The 22,968-nt window shown below is 73.0% G+C and carries 17 protein-coding genes; 10 read left to right on the plus strand and 7 right to left on the minus strand.

What is annotated here, in order from left to right; genetic code table 11:
- The first annotated feature begins 5 nt into the window (after nt 1–5).
- A complete protein-coding gene (locus ACYQ77_RS35890) occupies nt 6–545 on the plus strand; it encodes a hypothetical protein (protein WP_459719724.1) in 540 nt (179 codons plus the stop codon).
- Nucleotides 546–622: 77 nt separating this feature from the next.
- Here ACYQ77_RS35890 and ACYQ77_RS35895 read toward each other — a convergent pair whose 3' ends face one another.
- A complete protein-coding gene (locus tag ACYQ77_RS35895; protein ID WP_459719725.1) occupies nt 623–2,935 on the minus strand; it encodes a molybdopterin-containing oxidoreductase family protein in 2,313 nt (770 codons plus the stop codon).
- 123 nt (nt 2,936–3,058) lie between these two features.
- Between ACYQ77_RS35895 and ACYQ77_RS35900 the strand changes: the two genes are divergently transcribed.
- Nucleotides 3,059–4,687 carry a serine/threonine-protein kinase gene (locus tag ACYQ77_RS35900; RefSeq protein WP_459719727.1) on the plus strand — a complete coding sequence of 543 codons (1,629 nt, stop codon included), beginning with the start codon at nt 3,059–3,061 and terminating at the stop codon, nt 4,685–4,687.
- A gap of 177 nt (nt 4,688–4,864) precedes the next feature.
- Here the strand turns inward: ACYQ77_RS35900 and ACYQ77_RS35905 are convergent, their stop codons facing one another.
- Nucleotides 4,865–5,251, minus strand: coding sequence for a hypothetical protein (locus tag ACYQ77_RS35905; RefSeq protein ID WP_459719729.1), 387 nt, complete (start codon nt 5,249–5,251; stop codon nt 4,865–4,867).
- A gap of 193 nt (nt 5,252–5,444) precedes the next feature.
- Here ACYQ77_RS35905 and ACYQ77_RS35910 point away from each other — a divergent pair, with 193 nt between their 5' ends.
- Nucleotides 5,445–5,675, plus strand: coding sequence for a hypothetical protein (locus ACYQ77_RS35910; protein WP_459719732.1), 231 nt, complete (start codon nt 5,445–5,447; stop codon nt 5,673–5,675).
- Nucleotides 5,676–5,679: 4 nt separating this feature from the next.
- On the opposite strand, the gene ACYQ77_RS35915 is transcribed toward ACYQ77_RS35910, so the two are convergent.
- A complete protein-coding gene (locus ACYQ77_RS35915; RefSeq protein ID WP_459719735.1) occupies nt 5,680–6,915 on the minus strand; it encodes a hypothetical protein in 1,236 nt (411 codons plus the stop codon).
- A 160-nt stretch (nt 6,916–7,075) separates the two neighbouring features.
- On the opposite strand from ACYQ77_RS35915, the gene ACYQ77_RS35920 reads away from it, so the two are divergent.
- Together ACYQ77_RS35920 and ACYQ77_RS35925 are read left to right on the plus strand one after the other, a co-directional pair.
- The gene (locus ACYQ77_RS35920; RefSeq protein ID WP_459719737.1) at nt 7,076–7,540 is read left to right on the plus strand and encodes a DUF6292 family protein; all 465 of its coding nucleotides are present in this window, start codon (nt 7,076–7,078) and stop codon (nt 7,538–7,540) included.
- A gap of 63 nt (nt 7,541–7,603) precedes the next feature.
- Nucleotides 7,604–8,374, plus strand: a complete 771-nt coding sequence (locus ACYQ77_RS35925) for an alpha/beta fold hydrolase (protein WP_459719740.1) — start codon at nt 7,604–7,606, stop codon at nt 8,372–8,374.
- Here the strand turns inward: ACYQ77_RS35925 and ACYQ77_RS35930 are convergent.
- Genes ACYQ77_RS35930 through ACYQ77_RS35940 form a run of 3 tightly spaced genes read right to left on the minus strand, consistent with a single transcriptional unit; the run spans nt 8,371 to nt 11,198 of the window.
- Nucleotides 8,371–9,351: an ABC transporter substrate-binding protein gene (locus ACYQ77_RS35930; RefSeq protein ID WP_459719742.1), complete on the minus strand. Its 981-nt coding sequence runs from the start codon at nt 9,349–9,351 to the stop codon at nt 8,371–8,373. The genes ACYQ77_RS35925 and ACYQ77_RS35930 overlap by 4 nt on opposite strands.
- Nucleotides 9,335–10,135 (minus strand): ABC transporter ATP-binding protein, encoded by an 801-nt coding sequence (locus ACYQ77_RS35935; RefSeq protein ID WP_459719744.1) that lies wholly within the window; start codon nt 10,133–10,135, stop codon nt 9,335–9,337. Before ACYQ77_RS35935 ends, ACYQ77_RS35930 begins: the two co-directional genes overlap by 17 nt.
- Before the next feature lies 1 nt (nt 10,136).
- Entirely contained in the window at nt 10,137–11,198 is a 1,062-nt protein-coding gene (locus ACYQ77_RS35940; protein ID WP_459719746.1) for a FecCD family ABC transporter permease, read from the minus strand.
- Nucleotides 11,199–11,295: 97 nt separating this feature from the next.
- Between ACYQ77_RS35940 and ACYQ77_RS35945 the strand changes: the two genes are divergently transcribed.
- From ACYQ77_RS35945 to ACYQ77_RS35955, 3 genes are all read left to right on the plus strand, one after another.
- Nucleotides 11,296–12,891: a D-glucuronyl C5-epimerase family protein gene (locus ACYQ77_RS35945; protein ID WP_459719749.1), complete on the plus strand. Its 1,596-nt coding sequence runs from the start codon at nt 11,296–11,298 to the stop codon at nt 12,889–12,891.
- Between the two features lie 129 nt (nt 12,892–13,020).
- Nucleotides 13,021–14,763, plus strand: coding sequence for a galactose-binding domain-containing protein (locus ACYQ77_RS35950; protein ID WP_459719751.1), 1,743 nt, complete (start codon nt 13,021–13,023; stop codon nt 14,761–14,763).
- A gap of 31 nt (nt 14,764–14,794) precedes the next feature.
- Nucleotides 14,795–18,256, plus strand: coding sequence for a discoidin domain-containing protein (locus tag ACYQ77_RS35955; RefSeq protein WP_459719753.1), 3,462 nt, complete (start codon nt 14,795–14,797; stop codon nt 18,254–18,256).
- Nucleotides 18,257–18,702: 446 nt separating this feature from the next.
- Here ACYQ77_RS35955 and ACYQ77_RS35960 read toward each other — a convergent pair whose 3' ends face one another.
- Entirely contained in the window at nt 18,703–20,061 is a 1,359-nt protein-coding gene (locus ACYQ77_RS35960) for an NAD(P)/FAD-dependent oxidoreductase (protein ID WP_459719756.1), read from the minus strand.
- A gap of 99 nt (nt 20,062–20,160) precedes the next feature.
- Between ACYQ77_RS35960 and ACYQ77_RS35965 the strand changes: the two genes are divergently transcribed.
- Both ACYQ77_RS35965 and ACYQ77_RS35970 read left to right on the plus strand, forming a co-directional pair.
- Nucleotides 20,161–20,973 carry an ANTAR domain-containing protein gene (locus ACYQ77_RS35965; protein WP_459719759.1) on the plus strand — a complete coding sequence of 271 codons (813 nt, stop codon included), beginning with the start codon at nt 20,161–20,163 and terminating at the stop codon, nt 20,971–20,973.
- A gap of 50 nt (nt 20,974–21,023) precedes the next feature.
- On the plus strand, nt 21,024–22,967 hold the full coding sequence (locus tag ACYQ77_RS35970) for an aldo/keto reductase (RefSeq protein ID WP_459719761.1): 1,944 nt from the start codon (nt 21,024–21,026) through the stop codon (nt 22,965–22,967).
- Nucleotide 22,968: the final 1 nt, after the last annotated feature.

Genomic DNA, 22,968 nt, shown 5'->3' on the forward strand with positions numbered 1-22,968 from the left:
ACGGTGTGAAGGTCTACGAGCCGGAGGTCCGGCCGGGCTTCGAGTGGGTGCTGCCGGTGCACGACACCGACCACGAGTACCTGTGGAGCCTGGACGGCACCTCCCGGCTCGGGACCTGGCGGCCGGTCCCGGTGAGCAGGCTGACCGTCGACGAGCACGGCAACCCCCGGGCCACGGCCGACCTGCCGTGGCTCGGGGGGCACGTGCTCGTGCTGCGGCCGAAGGCGGTGGACGTGCTGGGGCCGCTGCTCGAACAGCACGGCGAACTGCTACCGCTCGCCTGCGCGGACGCCGACCTGTGGGTGTTCAACACGATGACGGTGGTCGACGCGCTCGACGAGGACCGCTCGGAGATCGTCCGGTTCGACGACGGCGCGATCCTGGCGGTCGACCGGTACGCCTTCCGCGCCGACGCCGTGGCGCCGGTGTTCAAGGTGCCGCAGCTGCTGCGCGGTCCCCTGTTCGTCGGCGACGAGTTCGCCGCCACGCTGACCGGGTCCGGGCTGACCGGCCTCGACCTGGTCGAGGTGTGGCGGCACCCCTGACCCGGTCAGCAGCGCGCGCAGCCCGGCGTCGCGGCGCGCGACCGTCGCCGCGGTGCACAGGACCGCCGGGTACCGACTCACCCGGGAAGCCGGGTCACCTCGCACAGCGCCGCGCGCAGCGGCGAGCTGCCGCTCACGGGGTCGCTGGGCCGCTGGCGCAGCACGGCGTTGAGGTTGGCGGTGCCCTCGCCGGACACCGGGTAGCCGGGGAGGCCCAGTTCCGGGCAGTCCTGCCACCAGCCGTGCTGGCCGACGACCACGCCGGGGTCGATGCCCTTGGTGAGCGCGGCGCGGGCGCGGACGCTGCCGTGCGGGGTCTCGACGCTGACCCAGTCGCCCGCCGCGATGCCGCGGGCCCGCGCGGTGTCGGGGTGCAGCTCGACGCGCGGGTCGGGGGCGGCGGCACGCAGGCTCGGCAGGCCGCGGTGCTGGGACTCGCAGAACCACAGCGACTTCGCACACGTGAGCACCAGCGGGTACCGCGCGGCGAGGTCCGGCCGTGACCGGGGGCTGGTGCCCGGCTCGGTGAACACGGGCAGCGGCGGGTACCCGTGCGCCAGGAACGCCTCGGAGTACAGCTCCACCTTCCCCGACGGCGTGCGGAACCCGGTCTCGGCGTACTTGCGGTGGCGGGTGTCCAGCGGCAGCCGCACACCTTCCGGCTCGGCGCGCAGGCGTTCGAGGGACACCCCGCTCGGCGCGAGCTGGTGGCGCAGGCCCGCGTCCACGTCGCCGTCCCAGAAGTGCTCGCCGAGCCCGAGGCGGGTCGCGAGCGCGAAGACGATCGCCACGTCGGACCGGGCCTCGCCCCTCGGCGGCACGAGCGGTCCGCGCAGCTGGACCAGCGACTGGGCCTCCTGGCTGACCTCGAACCCGATCTTCAGGCCCTCGGTCTCGAACGCGCTCGCGGCGGGCAGCACGATGTCGGCCAGGGCCGCGGTCGGCGACATGAACAGGTCCGCGTGCACCATGAAGTCGAGCGCCGTGAGCGCGTCGCGGCCGCGTTCGCTGTCGCCGTGGGCCATCACGAGGTTGGCGCCGAAGTTCACCAGGCCGCGTGCCCGGTACGGCCTGCCATCGAGTGCCGCGGTGTAGAAGTCGTCCCCGGTGACGAACTCGAACCGCGCAGGCCCGAGCGGGCGCTCGTCGATGCCGAGCGCCTTGGCGCGCTGCTCCACGCTGATCAGGTCCGCCCCGTCGACGGGGTTCGCAGGCACGCTCTCGAACAGCACGTTGCCGCCGGGCACGTCGAGGCTGCCGGTCAGTGCGTAGAGCTGGCCGATCGCGCGGACCGCCTGCGTGGCGTCGCTGTGCTGTTCAAGCCCGCTCCACGTGTAGAAGGCGACCGGACGGGACTCCCACAGCGTGCGTGCCGCGGCCACCACGTCCTGCGCGGGCACCCCGGTGATCGACGCCGCCACGGCGGGCGTCATCCGCCCGCACTCCTCGGCGATCAGGTCGAACACCGGCCGGCAGGTCACCCCGTCGACCTCGTACGTGCCGCGCAGCGCCAGTCGTGCCGCGTCGACGGCGTGCCCGGCGGGCCGACCCGCGACCCCGTCCCACGCGACCGGCCCGCCGTCCCCGGTGCGCAGCAGCCGCCCGTCGTCGGCGCGGACGAGCAGCGGCGCGTTCGTCCACCGCCGCACGAAGTCGTCGTCGTACCACCCGTTCTCGATCATCACGCCGGTGAGCGCGAGCGCCAGCGCGGTGTCGGTGCCCGGCCGGACCCGCAGCCAGTGGTCGGCGCGTCCGGCGAGCCCGGCCCGCCTGGGGTCGACCACGACGAGCCGCGCGCCCCGGCGCAGGGCGGCGACGGTGCCGGTGGCGTGGGCGAGCCGCGACACGGACGGGTTGTAGCCCCAGAACAGGACGCAGCCCGCGCGCTCGAGGTCGGGCATGTAGGCACCCGGCACCGGCGCGCCGTAGGTGTAGAGGGACGCGAGGTAGCGGCCCCACCCGCACAGTTCCATGTAGACGCACATGTTCGGGCTGCCGAACGCGCGCCGCAGCCGGATCACCCAGTCCGCCGCGTCCGACATGGCCGACGTCGACGGGGACGGGCAGCTGAAGCCGACCGACTCCGGTCCGTGCTCGTCGGCGAGCGCGCGCAGCCGCGTGGCGGTGGTGTCGAGCGCCTCGTCCCAGGTGATGCGCTGCCAGCCGGGGTCGGCGGCGCCCTTCGGGTTGGTGCGCTTCACCGGGTGCAGCAGCCTGCCGGGGTGGTGCACCAGCTCGGGTGCCGCCTTCCCCTTCACGCACAGCGCGTGACCGGTCGGGTGCCCGGGGTCCGGCGCGAGCGCGACGAGCCGCCCGTCGGCGACCGTCGCCGTCGCGCCGCACCGGGACACGCAGAGCGCGCAGAACGTCCTCGTCGTCGTCTCGGTCATGGTGACCTCCGCCCTCACTGTGTCGCGTCTGGACGGACGGCGTTACGGGGGTCCGCGTTCGCCAGTGCGAACCACCGGCCTGTCGGACGGTCGGCCTCGACGGTCGGTTGCTAGCGTTGCGCGGTGTCTGAGAGAGGACAGCCCGGGCGCGTCGTCGACGGCCGGTTCGAGCTGCTGGAACGGCTGGGCGCCGGTGGCATGGGGACGGTGTGGCGGGCCCGGGACATCGGCCTGCAGCGCGAGGTCGCCATCAAGGAGGTGCGCCCCGCCGACGCCGCCATGGTCGAGAACAACCCCGCGCTGGCCGCCCAGCAGCGGGAACGCGTGCTGCGCGAGTCCCGCGCGCTCGCCAGGCTGCAGCACCCGAACGTCGTGTCGATCTACCAGATCATCGAGTCGCCGGACTCGCCGTACCCGTGGATCGTCATGGAGCTGGTCCGCGGCACGTCGCTGGAGTCCCGGCTCCACGAGGGCGCGCTGACGCCCGCGGAGGCGGCCCGCATCGGACGGGACGTGCTCGCCGCGCTGCGTGCCGCGCACACCGCCGGGATCCTGCACCGCGACGTCAAACCCGGCAACGTCCTGCTCCGCCCGGACGGCAGCGCCGTGCTCACCGACTTCGGCATCGCGGCACTGCACGACTCCACGCAGCTGACCGCGACGGGGGACGTGATCGGCTCGCCGGAGTACATCGCGCCGGAGCGGCTGCGCGGTGACGAGACGCAGACCGCGTCGGACTTCTGGTCCCTCGCGATGCTGCTGTACGTGGCGGTCGAGGGCTACCACCCGATGCGCAGGGCGAGCACGATGGCGACGCTCGCCGCCGTGATGACCGAGCCGGTGCCGCCGCCGAGGCGGGCCGGCGCGCTCGGCGCCACGCTGCGCGCGGTCCTCGTGCCCGACCCGGCCGCCCGGCCGACCGGCGACCAGCTGGACCGGATGCTCGCGGCCGTCGAGCACGGCACGCCCGTGCCGGCCGGGGCGCCCACCCCGGCCGGGCCCGCGTTCGCGGCGCCACCCGCGTACCCGCCGTCGCAGAGCGGCCCCTGGTACCAGCCGGAACCCGCCTCGATCCCCTACCGCAGACCGCCTGCCGAGCGCAGGCGCACCGCCGCCATGATCGCGTCGTACTCGGTCAGCGCCGTGGTGGTGATCGCCGCGGTCGTGTTCCTCCTCAACAGCATGAAGGACACCGGCGGCACCCCGTCGAACACCGGCGCCGGGTCCGAGACCACGCTGGGCGCCACGGTGCCGAACGTGGACGTGCCGACCGGGCAGGGCACCGCCACGACGACGACCGAGGCGAAGGTGGAGAACCTCCTCACCCCCGGCGGCGCGCGGAAGGCGATCGGGGAGCTGAGCAAGGTCATGGGCGGCACCAAGGTCTCCGACCTGACCCTGTACCCGGACTTCGCGACGGCGACCGCGCCTGCCAAGTCGGTCAAGAACGGCTTCGACGACTTCACCTACCGCGACGGCGCCGCCACCCGCGACGGCCCGGACACCGTGGACGCCGACCGCGCCGTGCTCGACGTCAACGACGTCAACTGGGACGCGCTGCCCGCGTTGTGGCAGCGGGCGGAGAAGGAACTCGGCGTCGCGCACCCCACCATGCGCTACATCGTCGTGGACACCGACATCATCGACGGCACCCCGGAGTTCAAGCTCTACCTCAGCGACGACTACGGCGCCGCGTACCTCCTCGCGAAGCTCGACGGCGAGGTCGTCGAACTGTTCCCCCGGGACGGTTGAGCGGAAAAACGCGGTCCGCCGGATTTGTCGGTGCCCGCCGACAACCTGCCGCCGTCACACCGCGGGGAGGAACCGCGGGCTGGCTGGACGCCGCATCCGCGGCGGCCCGCCGTCTCCGCACCGCGGCCGGATACGCGGAGTACGCGATCCTGGTGCGCACGCCACCGCGCTGCCCCGTCAGCGGTGGTACCGGGCCTCGCGGTCCCGACGGTACTGCCGCTGCTTGGCCTTGAACGTCCGCTCGCGCTCGCGGACCTCGCGCACGAGGGAGCCGACGGTCCGCTCCAGTTCGCCGAGCGCGGCCTTGAGGTCCGCGTACTGCTTCTTCCGCTCCTCGGGCGAGTCCCCGCCGCGGAACCCGGCATCGAGCCGCGCGAGGACGCCCGAGTCCAGCGCGCCCCGCGACAGTGCCCTGGTCAGCCCGTCCGCGTCGCCTCCTTGCCCGCCTTCGTGGCCAGGTCCCGTCCCGGTACTGCCACTCGCCTGCCACCTCGCTCCGGATCGCGGGGGCGATCTGACAGCCGACCTCCACGCGCTCCGCCGGAAACGCGATGGTCCCGCCACATCCGGCTGACGCGCTCGTACGTGTCGCGATCGCTGTTCAGGAGCCAGTGGAAGCACCAGACCCAAACGGTGGCTTCCCACCGAGTTCGGCCGGGATGCGGTCGGCGGCGGTCGGTGCTCGGCCTGTGTGCCTCGGTTTTCGCCGAAACTCGTGTGTGCTCCCGGCACCGGTAGGATCGGTGGTGGAGGCGCCATGTCGGACGAAGAGCTGGTGATCGAGTTCGCCCTCGCGCGGCTCGACCATCCCGGGCTCGACCTGCAGGAGGTCGCCGAGCTGGTCGTGCGGAGGCTGGGGACCGAGCGGATGCTCGAGTTCGCCGCGCGCAACCTCGCCACGCGCGACGAGCTGCGCGGCGCGGCCTTCCCGTGCGCCGTCGAGCACGTGCTCCGGACGATGCTGCTCCTGCGCGGGCCTGCCGACTGACCTCCTACCGCAGGCCGGGGTTCGGCTTGTACGACAGCATGAGCCGGAACGGGTGCACGTCCCACGTCTGCACCGCCCACATCGTCAGCCTGCCGTCGACGCGGGCCTGGTCCGCGTCGCGGGTCCTCGCGAAGCCCGCCTTGCCGGGGGTGGGCAGCGGCGGCACCCCGTCCCAGTACGTGGCGCCGACCGGCACCGGGGACGTCTCCACGACGCACGACGGGGTGCCGTCGTGGTCCTGCAGGCACATCAGCACGTACTTGTCCGCGCCGTCGGCGGTCGCGGCGGTGCGGACCAGCAGCATCTCGCCGCGCTCGCCCGCCGCCACGGACAGCTCGCCGATCCAGTCGAACGCCGCGACGATCTCCTCCGACGTCAGGCTCGTGTACGCGGTCTCCTCGCTGACCGCGGTCAGCCGCACCGGCGGCTCGTGCCGCGACAGCGCGAGCAGGCCGTCGGCGGGGTGCAGCCACGCCGCCTCGCACCCCTCGGTCTCGTTCAGCGGGCGCCGCTCCACCCCGCCGCGGCCGAGCCGCGCCCGCACCGCGCCGGGGTCCTGCAGCCGCCAGAACGTCACCTGCTCGTTCACCGTCCACAGTGGAAGGAACGGGCCGATCGGCAACCCGGCCGACACCGACACCGGCGTGCCGAACGGCGGCAGCGCGGCGAACTCCGGGCTCAGCCGCGCGGTGGTCAGCACGTGCCGCAGCCACCGGCGCGCGCGGCTCAGCGGGTGGTCCGGGAACCGCTCGTCGAGCCGTGGGTCGTCGGCGCGGTGGTACGGCAGCTTCGGCCGGGTCCGCGGCGCGTACGGGGCCGGCGAGTAGAACGCGTCCGGCCCGCCGGTCTCGCCGATGGTGTCGGCCAGCACCATCGCCTCGCGGGCGCCGGTCATCGGGCCCTCGGCCGCTACCAGCCGGAGCACCGCACTGCACTGCGCCTTGGGCACCGTGATCGACGCCACGAACGCCTGCCCCGGCCGGTCCTCGAACGGGAGCTTGACGATCTGCAGCAACGCCTGCGCCCCGTCGACCGTCACCACGAACGCCTCGACCAGCCCGCCGACCTCGGCCGTCCGCACCGCCAGCTCGTGCCGCAGCCGCGGCAGGTCGTCCAGCCGCGCGGGCAGGTCCGGCACCAGGTCGAAGAAGTGCGCGGACATCCGGTCACCGGTCGTCGCGTCGACCCACACGGCGTCGCCGGCGGCCTGGTAGCCCGTGGTGTCTGGAATGATCGACATGTGTCAGACCCTAGAGCGGTGTCACACCGGGCGGGCACGCGGGCTTGATCGAGACAGGCCACCCCGAACGGGTTTCGACGCCACTCGTCCGGGTACTTACCCGTTGCGTCAAGCAGTCGGCGCGGTCCACATCCCTGCACGGGCCGGAGGGCGCGACAACGTGATCAGACTTGACTTCGACGACCGGGTGGCACGCGGTCTGCAGCACTACATCCAGCAGGTCAGGCTCGCGCTGGGGCTGCGTGGCGAGTGCTCCTACACCCAGGCCGACGAACCGGCGAGCGCCTACATCGCGCTGGACGAACGGCTCGCCACCCACCCGGACCAGGATGTCGCACTCCTGTGGGACGAGCGCCACGGCTGGTCGGCCGCGCTCGAGGACCACAGCAGCAGTGACCTGCTGGTCGTCGCCTACTTCGGCCGGACCGTGCTCCCGCCGCCCGCCGACGTCGCCGCGTGGACCACGGACCTCTTCCGCGTCCCCCCGGCCGACCGCGGTCACGCACAGACTCCGCACATCCCAGGCACATCCGACGTGCGGCAGCAGCTGACCACCTATGCCAGTAACCGGTCCACGACGGGGAGTGTCCTCACCGGACACCGTCAGGAGACCGTCACCTCGTGATCCTGACCATGGTTGCGGCGCCGGAGGCCGGGTATCCCGGAGCCGCGTGGAGGGAGGCGGCCGATGGGACGAAACCGGGATCTGCTGCGGCGGATCGAGGCGCAGGAGCGGATGCTCGTCGCGGTGGTCGGCATGGTGCCCCGGCTGCTGACTGACTCCGCGTGGCGCACCCCGAAGACCCGGCAGGGTCGCGGGGTCGGCGTGCTGCTCGTGCCGGGCTTCGGCTGCGGCGACCGCACGCTCACGCTGACGAGGACCTGGTTGCGTGCCAGGGGTTACCGCCCGGCGTGCGCGCGGACCGGGCTGAACATGGGGTGCACGACCACGCTCGCCGACCGCATCGAGCAACGCCTCGAGGAACACGTGGCGGCCACCGGCGGCCCGGTCGTCCTGTTGGGACAGAGCAGGGGCGGCTGGCTGGCGCGGCTGGTGGCCCTGCGCAGGCCGGAGCTGGTGCGCGGACTGGTGATGGTCGGCAGCCCGGTGCTCGACCCGCTCGGCGTCAACCCGAAGGCCGTGCGGTTCGCCCGGTTCCTCACGCGACTGTCCACCTGGGGCGTTCCCGGGCTGCTCGACGCCGACTGCTTCACCGGCACCTGCTACGACACCCACTCCGCCGCGCTCGCCGAACCGCTGCCCGACGGCATGCCGGCACTCGCCGTGTACTCGCGGCTGGACCGGGTCGCGCCGTGGCGGCTGTGCCAGGACCCGTCCGCGGAGTGCGTCGAGATCCGCAGCAGTCACACCGCCATGGCGCTGCACCCCGACTTCTACCGGATCCTCGAACCCCGGCTCGCCTCGTGGGCCGCCGCCGACGCGGCGCTCGTCCCCTAGCGCGGCAGCGAACGCAGGTATTCGGCGAACCCCTCCAGGCCGTCGACGTTGCGGGGGCCGCTGATGCCCTCGTTGTAGTCGAGGACGTGGAACCGGTCGTGCACCACAGCAGGCAGGGACGCGGTCGTCGGCGAGGTCTTCAGGAAGTCGATCTTCTCCTGCGCGGGCTGGTCGCCGTAGTCGAGGATGATGATCACCTCGGGCTTGGCCGCCACCACGGCCTCCCAGCCGACCTGGGTCCAGCGCTGCGCCAGGTCGGCGAAGATGTTGCGGCCGCCCGCGAACGAGATGATCTCGTTCGGCGGCACCTGGTTGCCCGCGGTGAACGGCTGGTCGGTGCCCGAGTCGTACAGGAACACCGGCACCGGGTCCCTGTGCGGCGCCTGGGCCCTCACCTTCTCGACGCGGTCCCGCAGGTCCGCGACGACCCGCGCCGCCCGGTCCTCGACGCCGAAGATGCGGCCCAGCCGCTCCAGGTCGGTGTAGAGCGCCTCGAACGGCGGCACCTTCTCCGGGTGGCCGGGGTAGTTGTAGCAGGACTCGGTGTGCATGAAGCTCTGGATGCCCAGCCCGTCCAGGATCTCCGGGGTGATGCCGCGCTCGTCGGAGAAGCCGGACCGCCAGCCCGCCACCACGAAGTCCGCCTTCGCGTCGACGACGAGCTCCTTGTTGAGCAGGTCGTCGCCGAGGAACTCGACCTTCTCGTACTCGGCCGCCCACGGCGACTCCGACACCGGCGGGTTCGCCGGCGGCATCACGTACCCGTGCACGTGGTCGGTCAGGCCGAGCGCGAACATCTTGTCCGCGCTGCCGCCCTCGTACACCACGGCCCGCTCCGGCGTCGTGTACTCGACCTCCTCGCCGCACCGGGGCACCGTGACGGTGCGGCTGCCCGCCTCGTCGGCGACCTGTGCGCCGCACGCGGCGAGCGGGACCGCGGCGAGCAGCAGCGCGGCGAATCTACGAGCGGTGACCATCGGTTCGTTCCTCCAAGGTGGACAGTGAGTGGAGCAGTTGCGGCACACCGGTGCCGGGGTGGCGGACGACGGTCACGTCCACCCCGAACACCGTGCGCACGAGTTCGGGTGTGAGCACCTCGCCCGGCGGCCCCGACGCGACGAGCGCACCGCCCGCGAGCACGCCGAGCCGGTCGCAGGCGACCGCGGCGAGGTTGAGGTCGTGCAGCACGACGAGCGCGGTCCGGCCGGTGCCCCGCAGCAGAGCGAGGAGTTCGACCTGGTGGCGCAGGTCGAGGTGGTTGGTCGGCTCGTCGAGCACCAGCACCTCGGGTTCCTGGGCGAGCGCGCGGGCGATCAGCACGCGCTGGCGTTCCCCGCCGGACAGCGACAGCACGCTGCGGTCGGCCAGGTGCAGCACGTCGAGCCGGGCCATCGCGTCGTGGCACAGCGCCCGGTCGCGCGGGCCGAGCGGCCGGTTGCCCGTCAGGTGCGGCGCCCGGCCCAGCGCCACGACCTCGGCGACCGTGAAGTCGAGGTCGACGCTGTTCTCCTGGGTGAGCGCGGCGATCCGCCGGGCGCTGTCGCGCAGGCCCATCGACGAGAGGTCCGCCGTGCCGAGCCGGACGGCGCCCCCGCTGGGCGCGAGCGCGCGGTAGACGCTGCGCAGCACCGTGGACTTGCCGGAACCGTTGGGCCCCACCAGGCCCACGACGGCACCGGACGGCACGTCGAGGACCAGCGACCGGACGATCACGCGCTGGTCGACGGTCACGGACAGCTGGTCGAACCGCAGCCCCGTCACGTCAGCGCCCTCCGAACAGGTAGCCGCGGCGGCGCATCAGCACGACGAACACCGGCACGCCGACGAGTGCCGTGATCGCCCCCAGCGGCAGTTCCCTGGGCGCGACCACCGTCCTGGACGCCAGGTCGACCCACACCATCAGCACCGCGCCCGCGAGCGGCGCGACGACCAGCACCCGCGCGTGCGCGGCGCCGACGAGGAGCCGGACCACGTGCGGCACCACCAGCCCCACGAACCCGATCGCGCCGCTCACGGCCACCATCGCGCCGGTCGCCACCGCGGTCAGCACGAACAGTCCCCTTCGGACGGACGCCGCGTCGACGCCGAGGCTGCCCGCCGTCTCGTCCCCGAACGACAGCACGTCCAGCGCGCGCCCGAACCGCCGCAGCACCACCAGCGCGGCCACCACCACGACGGCGACCACGGGCAGCGCACCCCAGGTCGCGGCGCCGAACCCGCCCATCGTCCAGAACAGCACGGCACTTGTCGCCTCGCTGTCCGGTGCGAGGTAGACGATCACGCTCAGCACGGCCTGGAACCCGAACGCCATGGCGACGCCGGTCAGCACCAGCCGCAGCGGCACGAGCCCCGCCGCCGTCCGCGACGCGAGGTAGACGAGGACGGCGGCGCCGAGCGCGCCGAGGAACGCGCCCGCCGACACGGCGTGGATCCCGAACCCGGCGAGCGCGCCGGACACGCTCACCGCCACCGCGCCCACCGACGCGCCGGAGGACACGCCGAGGATGAACGGGTCCGCGAGCGCGTTGCGCACCAGCGCCTGCACCACGACGCCGACCGCCGCGAGCCCGGCCCCGACGAGTGCGGCGAGCAGCACCCGGGGCGTGCGGATCTGCCAGACGATCTGGTAGCGCGTCACCTCGTCCGCACCGATCTCCCCGCCGGTGACCGCGGCCCACAGATACCGCAGGGTCTCCCCCGGCGCCACCACCGCGGGACCCAGGCCGATCGCCACGAGCGCCGAGACGAGCAGGACGGCCGACAGCGCGACCGCGAGCAGGCGGACGGGCCGGTCCACCCCACGCCAAACAGTAGTGATTGTCATTATCAATAACTCTACCGCGCACATTCGGGTGATCGACACCCGGTATCGCGACGGAGCGCCCGTAACGGATCCACCACATACCCCGATTGAGGGAGACATGTTCACCCTTCGTGCGCGACGCGTGCCGCTGCGTGGCCCAGTGCTGGCGCTCGTGCTCCTCGGTGCCGCCGGTGTCGTGACCGCGCCGATGCCGAGGATCGAGGTCACCGCCGCACCGGTCGCCGTCGAGACCGGCCCCAACGCGTCGATCGAGCCGGAGGACCTCGCCGGCGTCGCCCAGGTGCCCGCCGACCCCGCCGGGGTCCAGGAGCGGATGGCCGCGCAGGAGACCGCGGCGGCGCGCCCGCTCGTGAGCGGCTACACGCAGACGTCCAGCACGCTGCACCAGCTGCCGGTCGGGCGGCGGCCCTACGACTCGACGACGGTCACCCCCGTCGGCGGCTTCGGGCTCGTGGACGCCGAGGGGGTCCGGATGTTCCGGATCCCGGGGTCGGCCAAGCTGTGGAACCACCCGGTCTTCCAGGGCGCGTACGCGCTGCAGAACCTGAACTCCTACCGGCTGACCGGCACCCAGGCCTACCTCGACATCGCGATCAAGAACGCGCAGCGGCTGGTGGACCGGCGCGTCGAGTCGGACGGCGCCTGGTACTACCCGTACGACTTCAACTTCTCACCGCTCGGCGACACGAGCGAGATGCTGCGCGCCCCGTGGTACTCCGGGATGGCGCAGGGCCGGGTGCTGTCGGTCTTCGTCCGGCTGTTCGAGGCCACCGGCGACGCGCGCTGGCGCACGGCGGCGGACGCGACGTTCGCGAGCATGGCGCAGGCGCCGAGCGGCAGCCTGCCCTACGGGTCCTATGTGGACACCAGCAGGCGGCTGTGGCTCGAGGAGTACCCGAGGTACCCCGCGAGCATCAGCGAGAACGTGCTGAACGGGCACATCATCGCGCTCTGGGGCCTGACCGACTACTGGCAGCTGACGGGCAGCGCGCAGGCCGCGTCCCTGGCGAAGGGCGCGATCGCGACCGTCACCGCGACCGCGATGAACGGCTTCCGGCGTGTGAACGGGTCCAGCCTCTACTCGCTGCGGCACCGCACCGCGGCGAACACCTACCACCAGATGCACATCGAGCAGTTCCTGCAGCTGTGGCAGTACACGCACGACATCTACTTCGTGCACGCGGCGAACGCCTACCGCAACGACTACCCCTACCCCGCCACGGCGGGCCAGATGCGCGCCACGCCGCGCACCTCGACGATCTACCAGGTGGACTCGGCGCTGCGGATCACCCGCTCCGCACGCGTCCACTTCACCCGCGACACCCACGCGCCGACCGACCGCCGCCAGCGCCTCGCGGGCGGCCTGGTGGCGCTGCGCGTGTCGAAGGGCCCGTACACCGGCTGGTGGTTCCCGGAGTCCTACGGCGTCACGTGGCTGCTCGGCGCCGAGGACACCCACGGGTACGCGCCGGAGGTGCGGGTGCGGATCGCGCCGGGCACCTACACCGCCTACCGCCTGAACTCGGCCGGCGTGATCGCCGGGTCCAAGACCGTGACGTTCGCGCAGGCGTCGAGCGCACCGTCCGCCGTCAGCGGCGTGGTGTGGGCACGGCCGTCGTACTACTTCACCCGGGGCACCTACGCGGGGTACTGGCTGGCGATGGTCCCCGGGATCACCGTCGGCGCCTCCTGACGGAAGCGGTCCCGGAACCGGTTCCGGGAATCTCTTGACACGGGGACCGGGAGCGGGCCACTCTGCTTTGAGAGCGCTCTCCCGGCCCCCTGCCCCGACGGGAAAGCGTTGCTGTCAAAGGAGATAGCCATGCGCTTCCGTCCTCCTTCCGTGCTGCGCACAATCGGTACCGGCCTCGCGGTCGCCGCGCTGCTCGCGTGCGGGCTGACCGCCACCACGGCACCGGTCGCGGCGGCGCCCGCGCTGCTGTCCCAGGGCAAGCCCGCGACGGCCTCCTCGGTGGAGAACGCGGGCACCCCGGCGGCCGCGGCGGTCGACGGGAACACCGGAACCCGCTGGTCGAGCGCGTTCAGCGACCCGCAGTGGCTGCGCGTCGACCTCGGCGCCCGCGCGACGGTGAACCAGGTCGTGCTGAACTGGGAGGCCGCCTACGCGCGGGCGTTCCAGGTCCAGGTCTCCGTGGACGGCACCACCTGGACCACGGTCTACGCGACCACCACGGGCACGGGCGGCACGCAAACCCTCGCCGTCACCGGCAGCGGGCGCTACGTCCGCGTGTACGCGACCGCCCGCGGCACGGCCTACGGCTACTCGCTGTGGGAGTTCGGCGTGTACGGCACGGTCGACACCACCGCGTGCACCGGCGGCAACCTGGCGCTGAACCACCCGGCCACGGCCTCGTCCGCGGAGAACGCGGCCACCCAGGCCTCGGCGGCGGTCGACGGCAACACCGGCACCCGCTGGTCCAGCGCCTTCAGCGACCCGCAGTGGCTGCAGGTCGACCTCGGCGGCACGGCGACCGTGTGCCAGGTCGTGCTGAACTGGGAGGCCGCGTACGCGAGCGCCTTCCAGATCCAGGTCTCCCCCGACGCCACCACGTGGACCACCGTCTACTCGACCGCGACCGGCACGGGCGGCACGCAGACCCTCGCCGTCACGGGCAGCGGGCGCTACGTGCGCCTGCTCGGCACCGCGCGCGGCACGCTGTACGGCTACTCGTTGTGGGAGTTCGGCGTGTACGGCACCGGCGGCGGCACCGGCAACCCGCCGGACGACAGCTTCTGGGGTGACACCAGCACGATCCCGCCCGCGCGGAACGTGCTGACGGTCAAGGTGCTGAACCGGACCAACGGCCGCTACCCGGACAGCCAGGTGTACTGGAGCTTCAACGGCCAGGTGCACTCGATCGCCGAGCAGCAGTACCTGGACATGCCCGCGAACTCGGCCGGGCGCATGTACTTCCACCTGGGCGCACCGGACAGCCAGTACTACGACTTCATCGAGTTCACCGTCGGGCCGGACGTGTTCAACGGCAACACCACGCGGGTCGACGCGTTCGGGCTGAAGCTCGCCATGCGGCTGCACGCCCACGACGGCTACGACGTCCAGGTCGGCGAGAACCAGGCGACGTTCGCCGAGGACCGGGCGGTGACGTTCCAGCGGTTCGTCGACGCGGTGCCCGCCGAGTTCGACGTGCTGGCACGGACGCAGGCGCCGTACCGGATCATCGCGCCCGGCAGCGACCCGAGCTTCCGGCCGGGCGGGGTGAACCAGAACTACTTCACCGCGTACGCGAACTCGGTCGGGGTCAACGAATCCACGTCGAACATCTTCGGCTGCGCCGGCAGCATGGCGGGCAACCCCGACATGTGCGCCGCGCTCAACCGGCACACCGCGCACCTGCCGCCCGCGCAGTGGCAGGACCCCACGAAGTACTACCCGGCCGCGCCCGCCAACTACTACGCGAAGTTCTGGCACGACGTCGCCATCGACCGGCTGTCCTACGGCTTCCCGTACGACGACGTGGCGGGCCAGTCCTCGTTCGTGTCGCACGGCGACCCGCAGTACCTGCTCGTCGCCGTCGGTTGGTGAGCAGGAAACCCCGCCATTCCAAGGAGTTCCCATGAGGACACGTCCTCGCGGGCTGGTGCTCGCCGCCGTCATGGCCGTGGCGATCGCCGGCGCGGTCACGGTGTCGTCCGGGCCGGCCGCGGCCGCGCCCACCCTGCTGTCACAGGGCAAACCGGCCACGGCGTCGTCGGCCGAGAACGCGGGCACCCCGGCGTCGGCCGCGGTCGACGGCGACACCAGCACCCGGTGGTCGAGCGCGGCCGCGGACCCGCAGTGGCTGCGGGTGGACCTCGGCGCGACCGCCACGGTGAACCAGGTGGTGCTGAACTGGGAGTCCGCCTACGCGACGGCGTACCAGGTCCAGCTCTCCGCCGACGCCGCCACGTGGTCCACCGTGTACTCGACGACCACGGGCACGGGCGGCACGCAGACCCTGAACGTCACCGGGTCGGGGCGGTACGTCCGCGTGCTCGGCACCGCCAGGGCGACCGGCTGGGGCTACTCGCTGTGGGAGTTCCAGGTGTTCGGCTCGTTCGGCACGGCCGCCGCCTGCGGCACGGCCAACGCCGCGCAGGGCCGTCCCGCCACCGCGTCGTCGACGGAGAACGCGGGCACCCCCGCGGCCGCGGCGGTCGACGGGGACGCGGGCACGCGGTGGGCGAGCGCGTTCAGCGACCCGCAGTGGCTCCAGGTGGACCTCGGCTCGTCGGTCGCGGTGTGCCAGGTGGTGCTGAGCTGGGAGGCCGCGTACGCGACCGCGTTCCAGGTGCAGGTCTCGGCGGACGCGGCCACGTGGTCCACTGTGTACTCGACGACGACGGGCACGGGCGGCACGCAGACCCTGGACGTCACCGGCACCGGCCGCTACGTCCGCGTGCTCGGCACCGCCCGCGCGACCGGCTGGGGCTACTCGCTGTGGGAGTTCGCGGTCCGCACCGAGGGCGGCGGGACCGGCGGCCCCGGTGACGTGATCTCGCGGTTCAAGAAGGTGGCCGCGTCCTCCCACGAGGGCGGCAACGCACCGGCCGCCGCGCTCGACGGCCGCACCACGACCCGGTGGGCCAGCCTCGCGAGCGACCCGCAGTGGCTGCGGGTCGACCTCGGTGGCCGGGCGACGATCACCGGCGTCACGCTGAACTGGGAGGCGGCGTACGCGACCGGGTACCGCATCGAGGTCTCCAACGACGGGTCGACGTGGACGCCGATCCACACCACGACGACCGGGCGCGGCGGCGTGGAGAACCTGACCGTCAGCGGCACCGGCCGGTACGTGCGGTTCTACGGCACCGCCCGCGCCACCGGCTACGGGTACTCGCTGTGGGAGTTCGAGGTGCGCGGCACCGTCGACGAGTCCGCCACCACGCCGCCGCTGCTGTCGCCGCCCACCAAGGCGCCGGCGACCACCGGGCAGTTCGCGTTGTCCGCGCCCGCCGACAACGCGATGGTCACGACCACGCGCAGGCCGGCGCTGTCGTGGGCGGCGGTGTCCGGCGCGGTCCGCTACCAGGTGTGGCTCAACGTCAGCCGCACCGACTACGACTTCACCAAGTCCGGCAACCTGATCGACCTGTACACGAAGGTCGCCGAGCCGACGGGCACGAGCTACACGCCGACGTGGGACCTGCCGGACCGGTGGACGTACCGGTGGTTCGTGGTGGCCGTCAACGGTGCCGGCGCGACCACGACGTCGAACATCCGCACGTTCAGCGTGTACGTCCCCGAGCTGGAGAACGTGGCCGATGGCGTGAACGTCGTCAACGGCAGCCGTGACCTGAACAAGAACGGCACGATCGAGCCGTACGAGGACTGGCGCCAGCCGGTGGAGACCCGCGTGACCGACCTCCTCGGGCGGATGACCGCCGAGGAGAAGGCGTACCAGATGTTCTACAACGCGCAGTCGTTCCCGCGGTCGGGCTGGCACTTCGGGCCCGCGCAGCCGCAGGACCTGCACGGCATGCTGGTGACCGCGTCCGGCACCCGGCTGGGCATCCCGTTCGTGTCGGCGGGCGACACCATCCACGGGTACCAGACGACGTACCCGACGCAGAGCGCGCTGGCGGCCGGGCAGAACTACGGGCTGGACTACAAGCTGGGCGACATGCAGCGGCGTGAGCAGCTCGAGGTCGGCACCCGCGGTGTGCTCGGCCCGCTCGCCGAGGTCGGCACGAAGGTGCTGTACCCGCGCATTCAGGAGGGCAACGGCGAGAACGCCGACGTGGCCGCCGCGCAGGTGCGTGCGCTGGTCGCGGGCCTGCAGGGCGGGCCGGAGCTGAACCCGGGTTCGGTGCTGGCGACGGTGAAGCACTGGCCGGGCGAGGGCGCGGGCGGCGAGGCGCTGATCGTCTACGACCAGGTGACGATCAAGTACCACATGATCCCGTTCCGGGCCGCGATGGAGGCGGGCGCGGTGAACATCATGCCGGGCTACGCGGGCAGTTCGCTGCTCGACCCGGGCGGCCCCGGCGCGGGCGACAGCGCCCCGATCCTGGCGTACCTGCGCCAGAACCTGGGTTTCACCGGCCTGATCACCACGGACTGGCTGCCGTCCGGTTCCTGGGTGGGCGCCGCGAACGCGGGCTCGGACGTGATGGGCGGCGCCGACCCGGGCGCGGCGGGCTTCTCGATGGCGGACTTCCTCGCCCGCGTACCGGCGGCCCGCATCGACGACGCGGTCAAGCGCGTGCTGCGGCTGAAGTTCAAGCTGGGCCTGTTCGAGAACCCGTACGGGGACCCGGTGAACGGCCCGTACCGGCAGCACACACCGGCGTACGCGGCACTCGCGAACCAGGCGTCCCGCGAGTCGCTGACGGTGCTCAAGAACGACGGCGTGCTGCCGATGAGGCTGAACCGCGGCGACAACATCGTGGTCGCGGGCCCACGCGCCACCGACGGTCTCGCGTGCTGTGTCTGGACGAGCTACTTCCACCAGGAGTACGGCTCGAGGACGATCCTGGAGGCGATCCGCGACCGCGCCGCCACCGCGGGCGTGAACGTCTACCAGGACACCGGCCCGTCCCCGAAACTCGCGGTGGTCGCGGTCGGCGAGCCGTCGTACACCCACGCCACCGCCTGGGTGAAGGAGCAGCCGTACCTGCCGCCGGATCAGCTGGCGGTGATCCAGAACTTCCGCAACCAGGGCATCCCGGTGGTGGTGCTGCTCGTCCTGCCGAGACCGTACGTGATCAGCGAGTGGAACGGCCTGGCGAACGCCATCGTGGTCACCTACCGCGGCGGTGAGGAAATGGGCCCGGCCGCGGCGAGCTTGCTGTTCGGGGACTACGCGCCGCGCGGCAGGCTGCCGTGGCAGCTGCCCCGGTCGCTGGACCAGGTCCTCCGCCCCGGCGGGACGGACGTTCCCGCCGACGCCACGGAGAACTGGGACCTGCCCTATGACCTGGGTGCCACCGCCGCCCAGCGAGCAGAGATCCGGGCGAGGATCGATGCCGGTCAGAGCCCCGGGACCGGGTACGGGAACCCGTTGTACCCGTACGGGGCGGGGCTGCAGGGCTGGTAGGGGTGCCGCGCGCGCAGCGCGCGGCCCACGAAGCGGCGAAGCCCCCAACACCCACTGAAGGGTGCCTGCCATCCCGTCGACCTGGCGAAGCCCGATCACACCGTGTCAAGGGGGCCCGAAGCACGACGCAACCCCGTGCCCAAATCCCCGGGCCCCCTTGACGCGGTGTGATAGCCCTCCGGGAGGTCGACGGGATGGCAGGCAGCCACGGACACCAGTCCTTGCCAAACCAACCCCGTGCAAGACCCGCCACCATCCCGGAGACCAGCCCCTCCGGCGAGGAGGCCCGTCCGGCAGGACGCCCTCCGGCGAGGACAAACCCAGGACGGGGACAACCCCCGAACCGCGAAACCCCCGGCGGGAAACCCACAACAAGGTCAACCGAGGCAACGCCGGGACGAAGGCCGGACCGGGCCCGACCCCGTGACAAAGAGCGAGGCCAGCCGTCAGTGGCCGAGAACGCGATCGACGACCGCGCCCAGCCGGGACGGCCGCCCGGTGCGGTTCTCGCGGGCGTCAGCCATGTCGGTCAGCCGAAGTCCCGCGTTGATGCCGAGCCAGCGCAGCGGCTCCGGTTCCCACCGCCGCGACCGGTGCCCCACCCACGGCAGCGCCACCAACTCCGACGCGGTACCGGTGATCAGGTCAGCGAGGGTGCGCCCGGCGAGGTTGGACGTCCCCACACCGTCACCGACGTACCCGCCGCCCCACGCGAGCCCCGTGGCCCGGTCGAACCCGACCGACGCCGTCCAGTCGCGGGGAACGCCGAGCGGCCCACCCCACCGGTGGCTGATCGGCGGCCTCGGCCCCAGCGCGGGGAACAGCTCGACGAGCGCGTCCTCGATCGCACGGTGCACACGGGCATCGCGGTCGAACGCCTCCGACACGCGCGATCCGAAATGGTACGGCGCACCGCGACCGCCGAACGCCAGGCGATCATCCGCCGTGCGCTGGCCGTAGATGATCATCCGCCGCATGTCGGTGAACGTCTCGCGGCGGGCGAGGCCTGCCGTCGCCCAGAACGACGGGGGCAGCGGTTCGGTCGCCACCATCAGCGAGTACAGCGGCGCGATCGACCGCCGCTGCCCGGGCAGCCCGGCCGTGTACCCCTCGGTCGCCCGGACGACGACCGGTGCGCGCACCGTGCCGCGGTCGGTGACCACGGCCCCCTGCCGCAGCTCCAGCGCGCGGGTCTGCTCGTACACGTCGACCCCGCGCCGTTCGACCGCCTCCGCGAGGCCGCGCACCAGGCGGCCCGGGTGGATCGCGGCACAGTGCGGGGTGAACAGCGCGCCCCGGACGGACGTGGCGCCGCAGCGTTCCCGTGCCGCCGCGGCCGGCAGCCAGGTGACGTCCACGCCGAACGCCGTCTCCTCCTCGACCAGCGCGCGGGCACGGGCCTCCTGGGCGGGTGTCCTCGCCAGCGTCAGCGTGCCGCCCTTGGCGAAGTGGCAGTCGACGCCCTCCTCGGCGGCGACCCGCCCGACCTCGTCCACGGTGGTCTCCATGGCCCGCTGCAGCGCCTCCGCCGCCGGCCTGCCGTGCCGGTGCGCCAGCGCGGCCGGGGACACCGGGAACAGCGCGGAGCACCAGCCGCCGTTGCGTCCACTGGCGCCGAAACCGGCGATCCGCGCCTCGACCACGGCGATCCGCAGGGACGGGTCGACGCGCGTGAGGTAGTAGGCGGTCCACAGGCCGGTGAACCCGGCGCCGACGATCGCCACGTCCACCTCGGTGTCCCCGGCCAGCGCGGCACGCGGCGCCAGGTCGCACGTGGACAGCCAGTAGCCCAGGTCATCGGTCATGTCCGGCCTCCGATGGCAGATCGTAGTCGTGTGACGCGCGTGTGCGGTGGGTACGACTCGTCAGGTACACCCACCATCGACGACAGAGGGTGATCAGACATGACAGACGGCGACTGGGATCGGGACAGGACGGAGTTCGTGTCGCGGCCACCCAGCGCGCCGCACCCCGTCGGCACCATCGCGGCCAGCCCGCTGGCCCGCCAGTTCGAACAGCTCGCCAGGTCGCTGCTCAAGGCGGACACCGTGGCCGGTGTGCTGACCGACGTGGTCCGGGCGACCGTCGAGGTGCTCCCCGACGCCGACCTGGTCAGCATGACGCTCCGCACGTCCGACGGGGAACTGCACACCCCGGTCGAGACCGACCCGGTCGGCACCGAGCTGGACGAGCTGCAGAACCAGTACCGCGAGGGCCCGTGCTTCGACGCGGCGCGCCTGCCCGAACTCGGGTACACCCACAGCCCGGACCTGGCCGGCACGCCCCAGTGGCCCGTGTTCGGACCGGAAGCCGCCCGGCGCGGCTACCGCTCGGTGCTGTCCACCCCGCTGCTGCCCGACGCCACCCCACCCCGGCTGACCGGGGCGCTCAACGTCTACTCCCGCACACCGGACCGGCTCGGTGACGAGGCGTCACTGGACCGCGCCCTGCTGCTGGCCACGCACGCGTCCCTGGCGGTCGCGAACACCGAGGCCGTCCGCCTCGCCGAGCTGCGCGAGATCCACCTGCGCCGCGCGCTCGACACCCGCGACGTGATCGGCCAGGCCAAGGGCATCCTCATGCGCAGCCGCGGCATCAGCGCCGAGGCGGCCTTCGACCTGCTGCGCCGCACCTCGCAGGACCTCAACGTCAAGCTCGCCACCCTGGCCGAGACGATCACCACGCGGCACGACGAACTCGGCCCGCCCGGCATCTGACCCCCGCAGACCGGGTCCACGCGCCGCCGTCCCACCCTAAGATCGACGCAATGGTGGACCGACTGAACTGGGGTGTGCTCGGGCCCGGCGGCATCGCCCGCACCTTCGCCCGGCAGCTGCCGCTCTCCCGCACCGGCCGTCTCGTCGCCGTCGGCAGCCGGGACGCCGCCCGGGCCGCCGCGTTCGCGGCCGAGTTCGGCGCCGCCCGGTCCCACGGCTCCTACGCCGAGCTGCTCGCCGACCCCGAGGTCGACGCCGTCTACGTCGCGACCCCGCACCCCGCGCACCCGGAGTGGGTGGTCCGCGCGGCCGAGGCGGGCAAGCACGTCCTGTGCGAGAAGCCGCTCGCGATCACGTGGGCGCACGCGATGGCGGCCGTGGAGGCGGCGCGGCGGCACGACGTCTTCCTGATGGAGGCGTACATGTACCGGCACCACCCGCAGATGCGGGTGCTCGCCGACCTGGTCCGCGACGGCGCGCTCGGCACGGTCACGCACGTGCACGCGTCGTTCTCGTTCGCCGCGGCGCCGGCACCGGCCGGGCGGCTGTTCGCGCCGGAGCTGGGTGGCGGCGGCATCCTCGACGTCGGCGGGTACCCGGTGTCGGCGGCCCGGCTGGTCGCCGGCGCGGCCCGCGGGCTGCCGTTCGCCGACCCGGTCGGCGTGACCGGCGCGGGCCGGATCGGCGAGACCGGCGTCGACGAGTGGGCGGTCGCGACGCTGGACTTCGGCGACGGGCTCGTCGCGCAGGTCGCCACCGGCATTCGCCTCGACGCCGACAACACGCTGCGGGTGTACGGCAGCGAGGGGTACGCCGAGGTGCCGGACCCGTGGCTGCCGCCGGAGGGCGAGCCGGGCCGGATCGTGCTGCACCTGGCGGGCGAGGAGGTCCACGAGGTCACGACCCCGCCCTCGGCCCAGTACGCGCTCGAGGCCGACTCGGTCGCCGAGCACCTCGCCGACCGCGAGTCCCCGGTGATGTCGCACGCGGACAGCCTCGGCAACGCGACGGTCCTCGACGCGTGGCGGCACGCGATCGGCATGACCTACCCGGTGGAACGCGCGGTGCCGCCCGCGCTGGGCACCCCGCAACCCCGCGCCATGCCGATGGGCACCCTCGCGGGCATCGCGAAACCGGTCTCGCGGCTGGTGATGGGCGTCGACAACCAGCGGGACATCACCCACGCGACGGTCATGTTCGACGACTTCGCCGTCCAGGGCGGCAACGCCTTCGACACGGCCTGGGTCTACGGCCAGGGCGCGATGGAGACGTTGCTGGGCAGGTGGATCCGGGCGCGTGGCGTGCGGGACGACGTGGTGATCGTCGGCAAGGGCGCGCACACGCCGCACTGCGATCCGGAGTCGCTGCGCCGCCAGCTCGCCGAGTCGCTGGCGCGCCTCGGCACCGACCACGTCGACCTGTACCTGATGCACCGCGACAACCTCGACGTCCCGGTCGGCGAGTTCGTCGACGTCATGGCCGAGGAACAGGCGGCGGGCCGGGTCTCCGCGTACGGCGTGTCGAACTGGACGCCGGCCCGCGTCGACGAGGCGCGGGCGTACGCGGCGCGCGCGGGCAGGCCGGGGTTCGCGGCGCTGAGCAACCACTTCAGCCTGGCGGAGGCGTACGCGCTGCCGTGGCCCGGGTGCGAGCACGTGACGGACCCGGCGTCCCAGGCGTGGCTGCGGGGCGCGGACCTGGCGCTGCTGCCGTGGTCGAGCCAGGCACGGGGCTTCTTCGCGGGCCGCGACGACGCGGAGGTGGCGCGCTGCTACCACAGCGAGGCCAACTTCGCGCGGCGCGCGCGGGCGACGGCACTGGCGGCGGAATTGGGCGTCCCGGCGACGGCGGTCGCGCTGGCCTACGTGCTGCACCAGCCGTTCCCGACGTTCCCGCTGATCGGCCCGCGCACGCTCACCGAGACGCGTGGTTCGCTCCGCGCGCTCGACGTGGCGCTGACGCCGGAGCAGGTGGCCTGGCTGGCGAACGGGTAGC

Source organism: Actinophytocola sp. KF-1 (assembly GCF_054661535.1).

What these genes read in the sequence shown, in the direction of transcription:
- ACYQ77_RS35895 (WP_459719725.1), bottom strand. Translation starts at nt 2,935, where the DNA reads ATGACCGAGACGACGACGAGGACGTTCTGCGCGCTCTGCGTGTCCCGG.
- ACYQ77_RS35910 (WP_459719732.1), top strand. Translation starts at nt 5,445, where the DNA reads ATGTCGGACGAAGAGCTGGTGATCGAGTTCGCCCTCGCGCGGCTCGAC.
- ACYQ77_RS35915 (WP_459719735.1), bottom strand. Translation starts at nt 6,915, where the DNA reads ATGTCGATCATTCCAGACACCACGGGCTACCAGGCCGCCGGCGACGCC.
- ACYQ77_RS35925 (WP_459719740.1), top strand. Translation starts at nt 7,604, where the DNA reads ATGGGACGAAACCGGGATCTGCTGCGGCGGATCGAGGCGCAGGAGCGG.
- ACYQ77_RS35930 (WP_459719742.1), bottom strand. Translation starts at nt 9,351, where the DNA reads ATGGTCACCGCTCGTAGATTCGCCGCGCTGCTGCTCGCCGCGGTCCCG.
- ACYQ77_RS35940 (WP_459719746.1), bottom strand. Translation starts at nt 11,198, where the DNA reads ATGACAATCACTACTGTTTGGCGTGGGGTGGACCGGCCCGTCCGCCTG.
- ACYQ77_RS35945 (WP_459719749.1), top strand. Translation starts at nt 11,296, where the DNA reads ATGTTCACCCTTCGTGCGCGACGCGTGCCGCTGCGTGGCCCAGTGCTG.
- ACYQ77_RS35950 (WP_459719751.1), top strand. Translation starts at nt 13,021, where the DNA reads ATGCGCTTCCGTCCTCCTTCCGTGCTGCGCACAATCGGTACCGGCCTC.
- ACYQ77_RS35955 (WP_459719753.1), top strand. Translation starts at nt 14,795, where the DNA reads ATGAGGACACGTCCTCGCGGGCTGGTGCTCGCCGCCGTCATGGCCGTG.
- ACYQ77_RS35960 (WP_459719756.1), bottom strand. Translation starts at nt 20,061, where the DNA reads ATGACCGATGACCTGGGCTACTGGCTGTCCACGTGCGACCTGGCGCCG.
- ACYQ77_RS35965 (WP_459719759.1), top strand. Translation starts at nt 20,161, where the DNA reads ATGACAGACGGCGACTGGGATCGGGACAGGACGGAGTTCGTGTCGCGG.
- ACYQ77_RS35970 (WP_459719761.1), top strand. Translation starts at nt 21,024, where the DNA reads ATGGTGGACCGACTGAACTGGGGTGTGCTCGGGCCCGGCGGCATCGCC.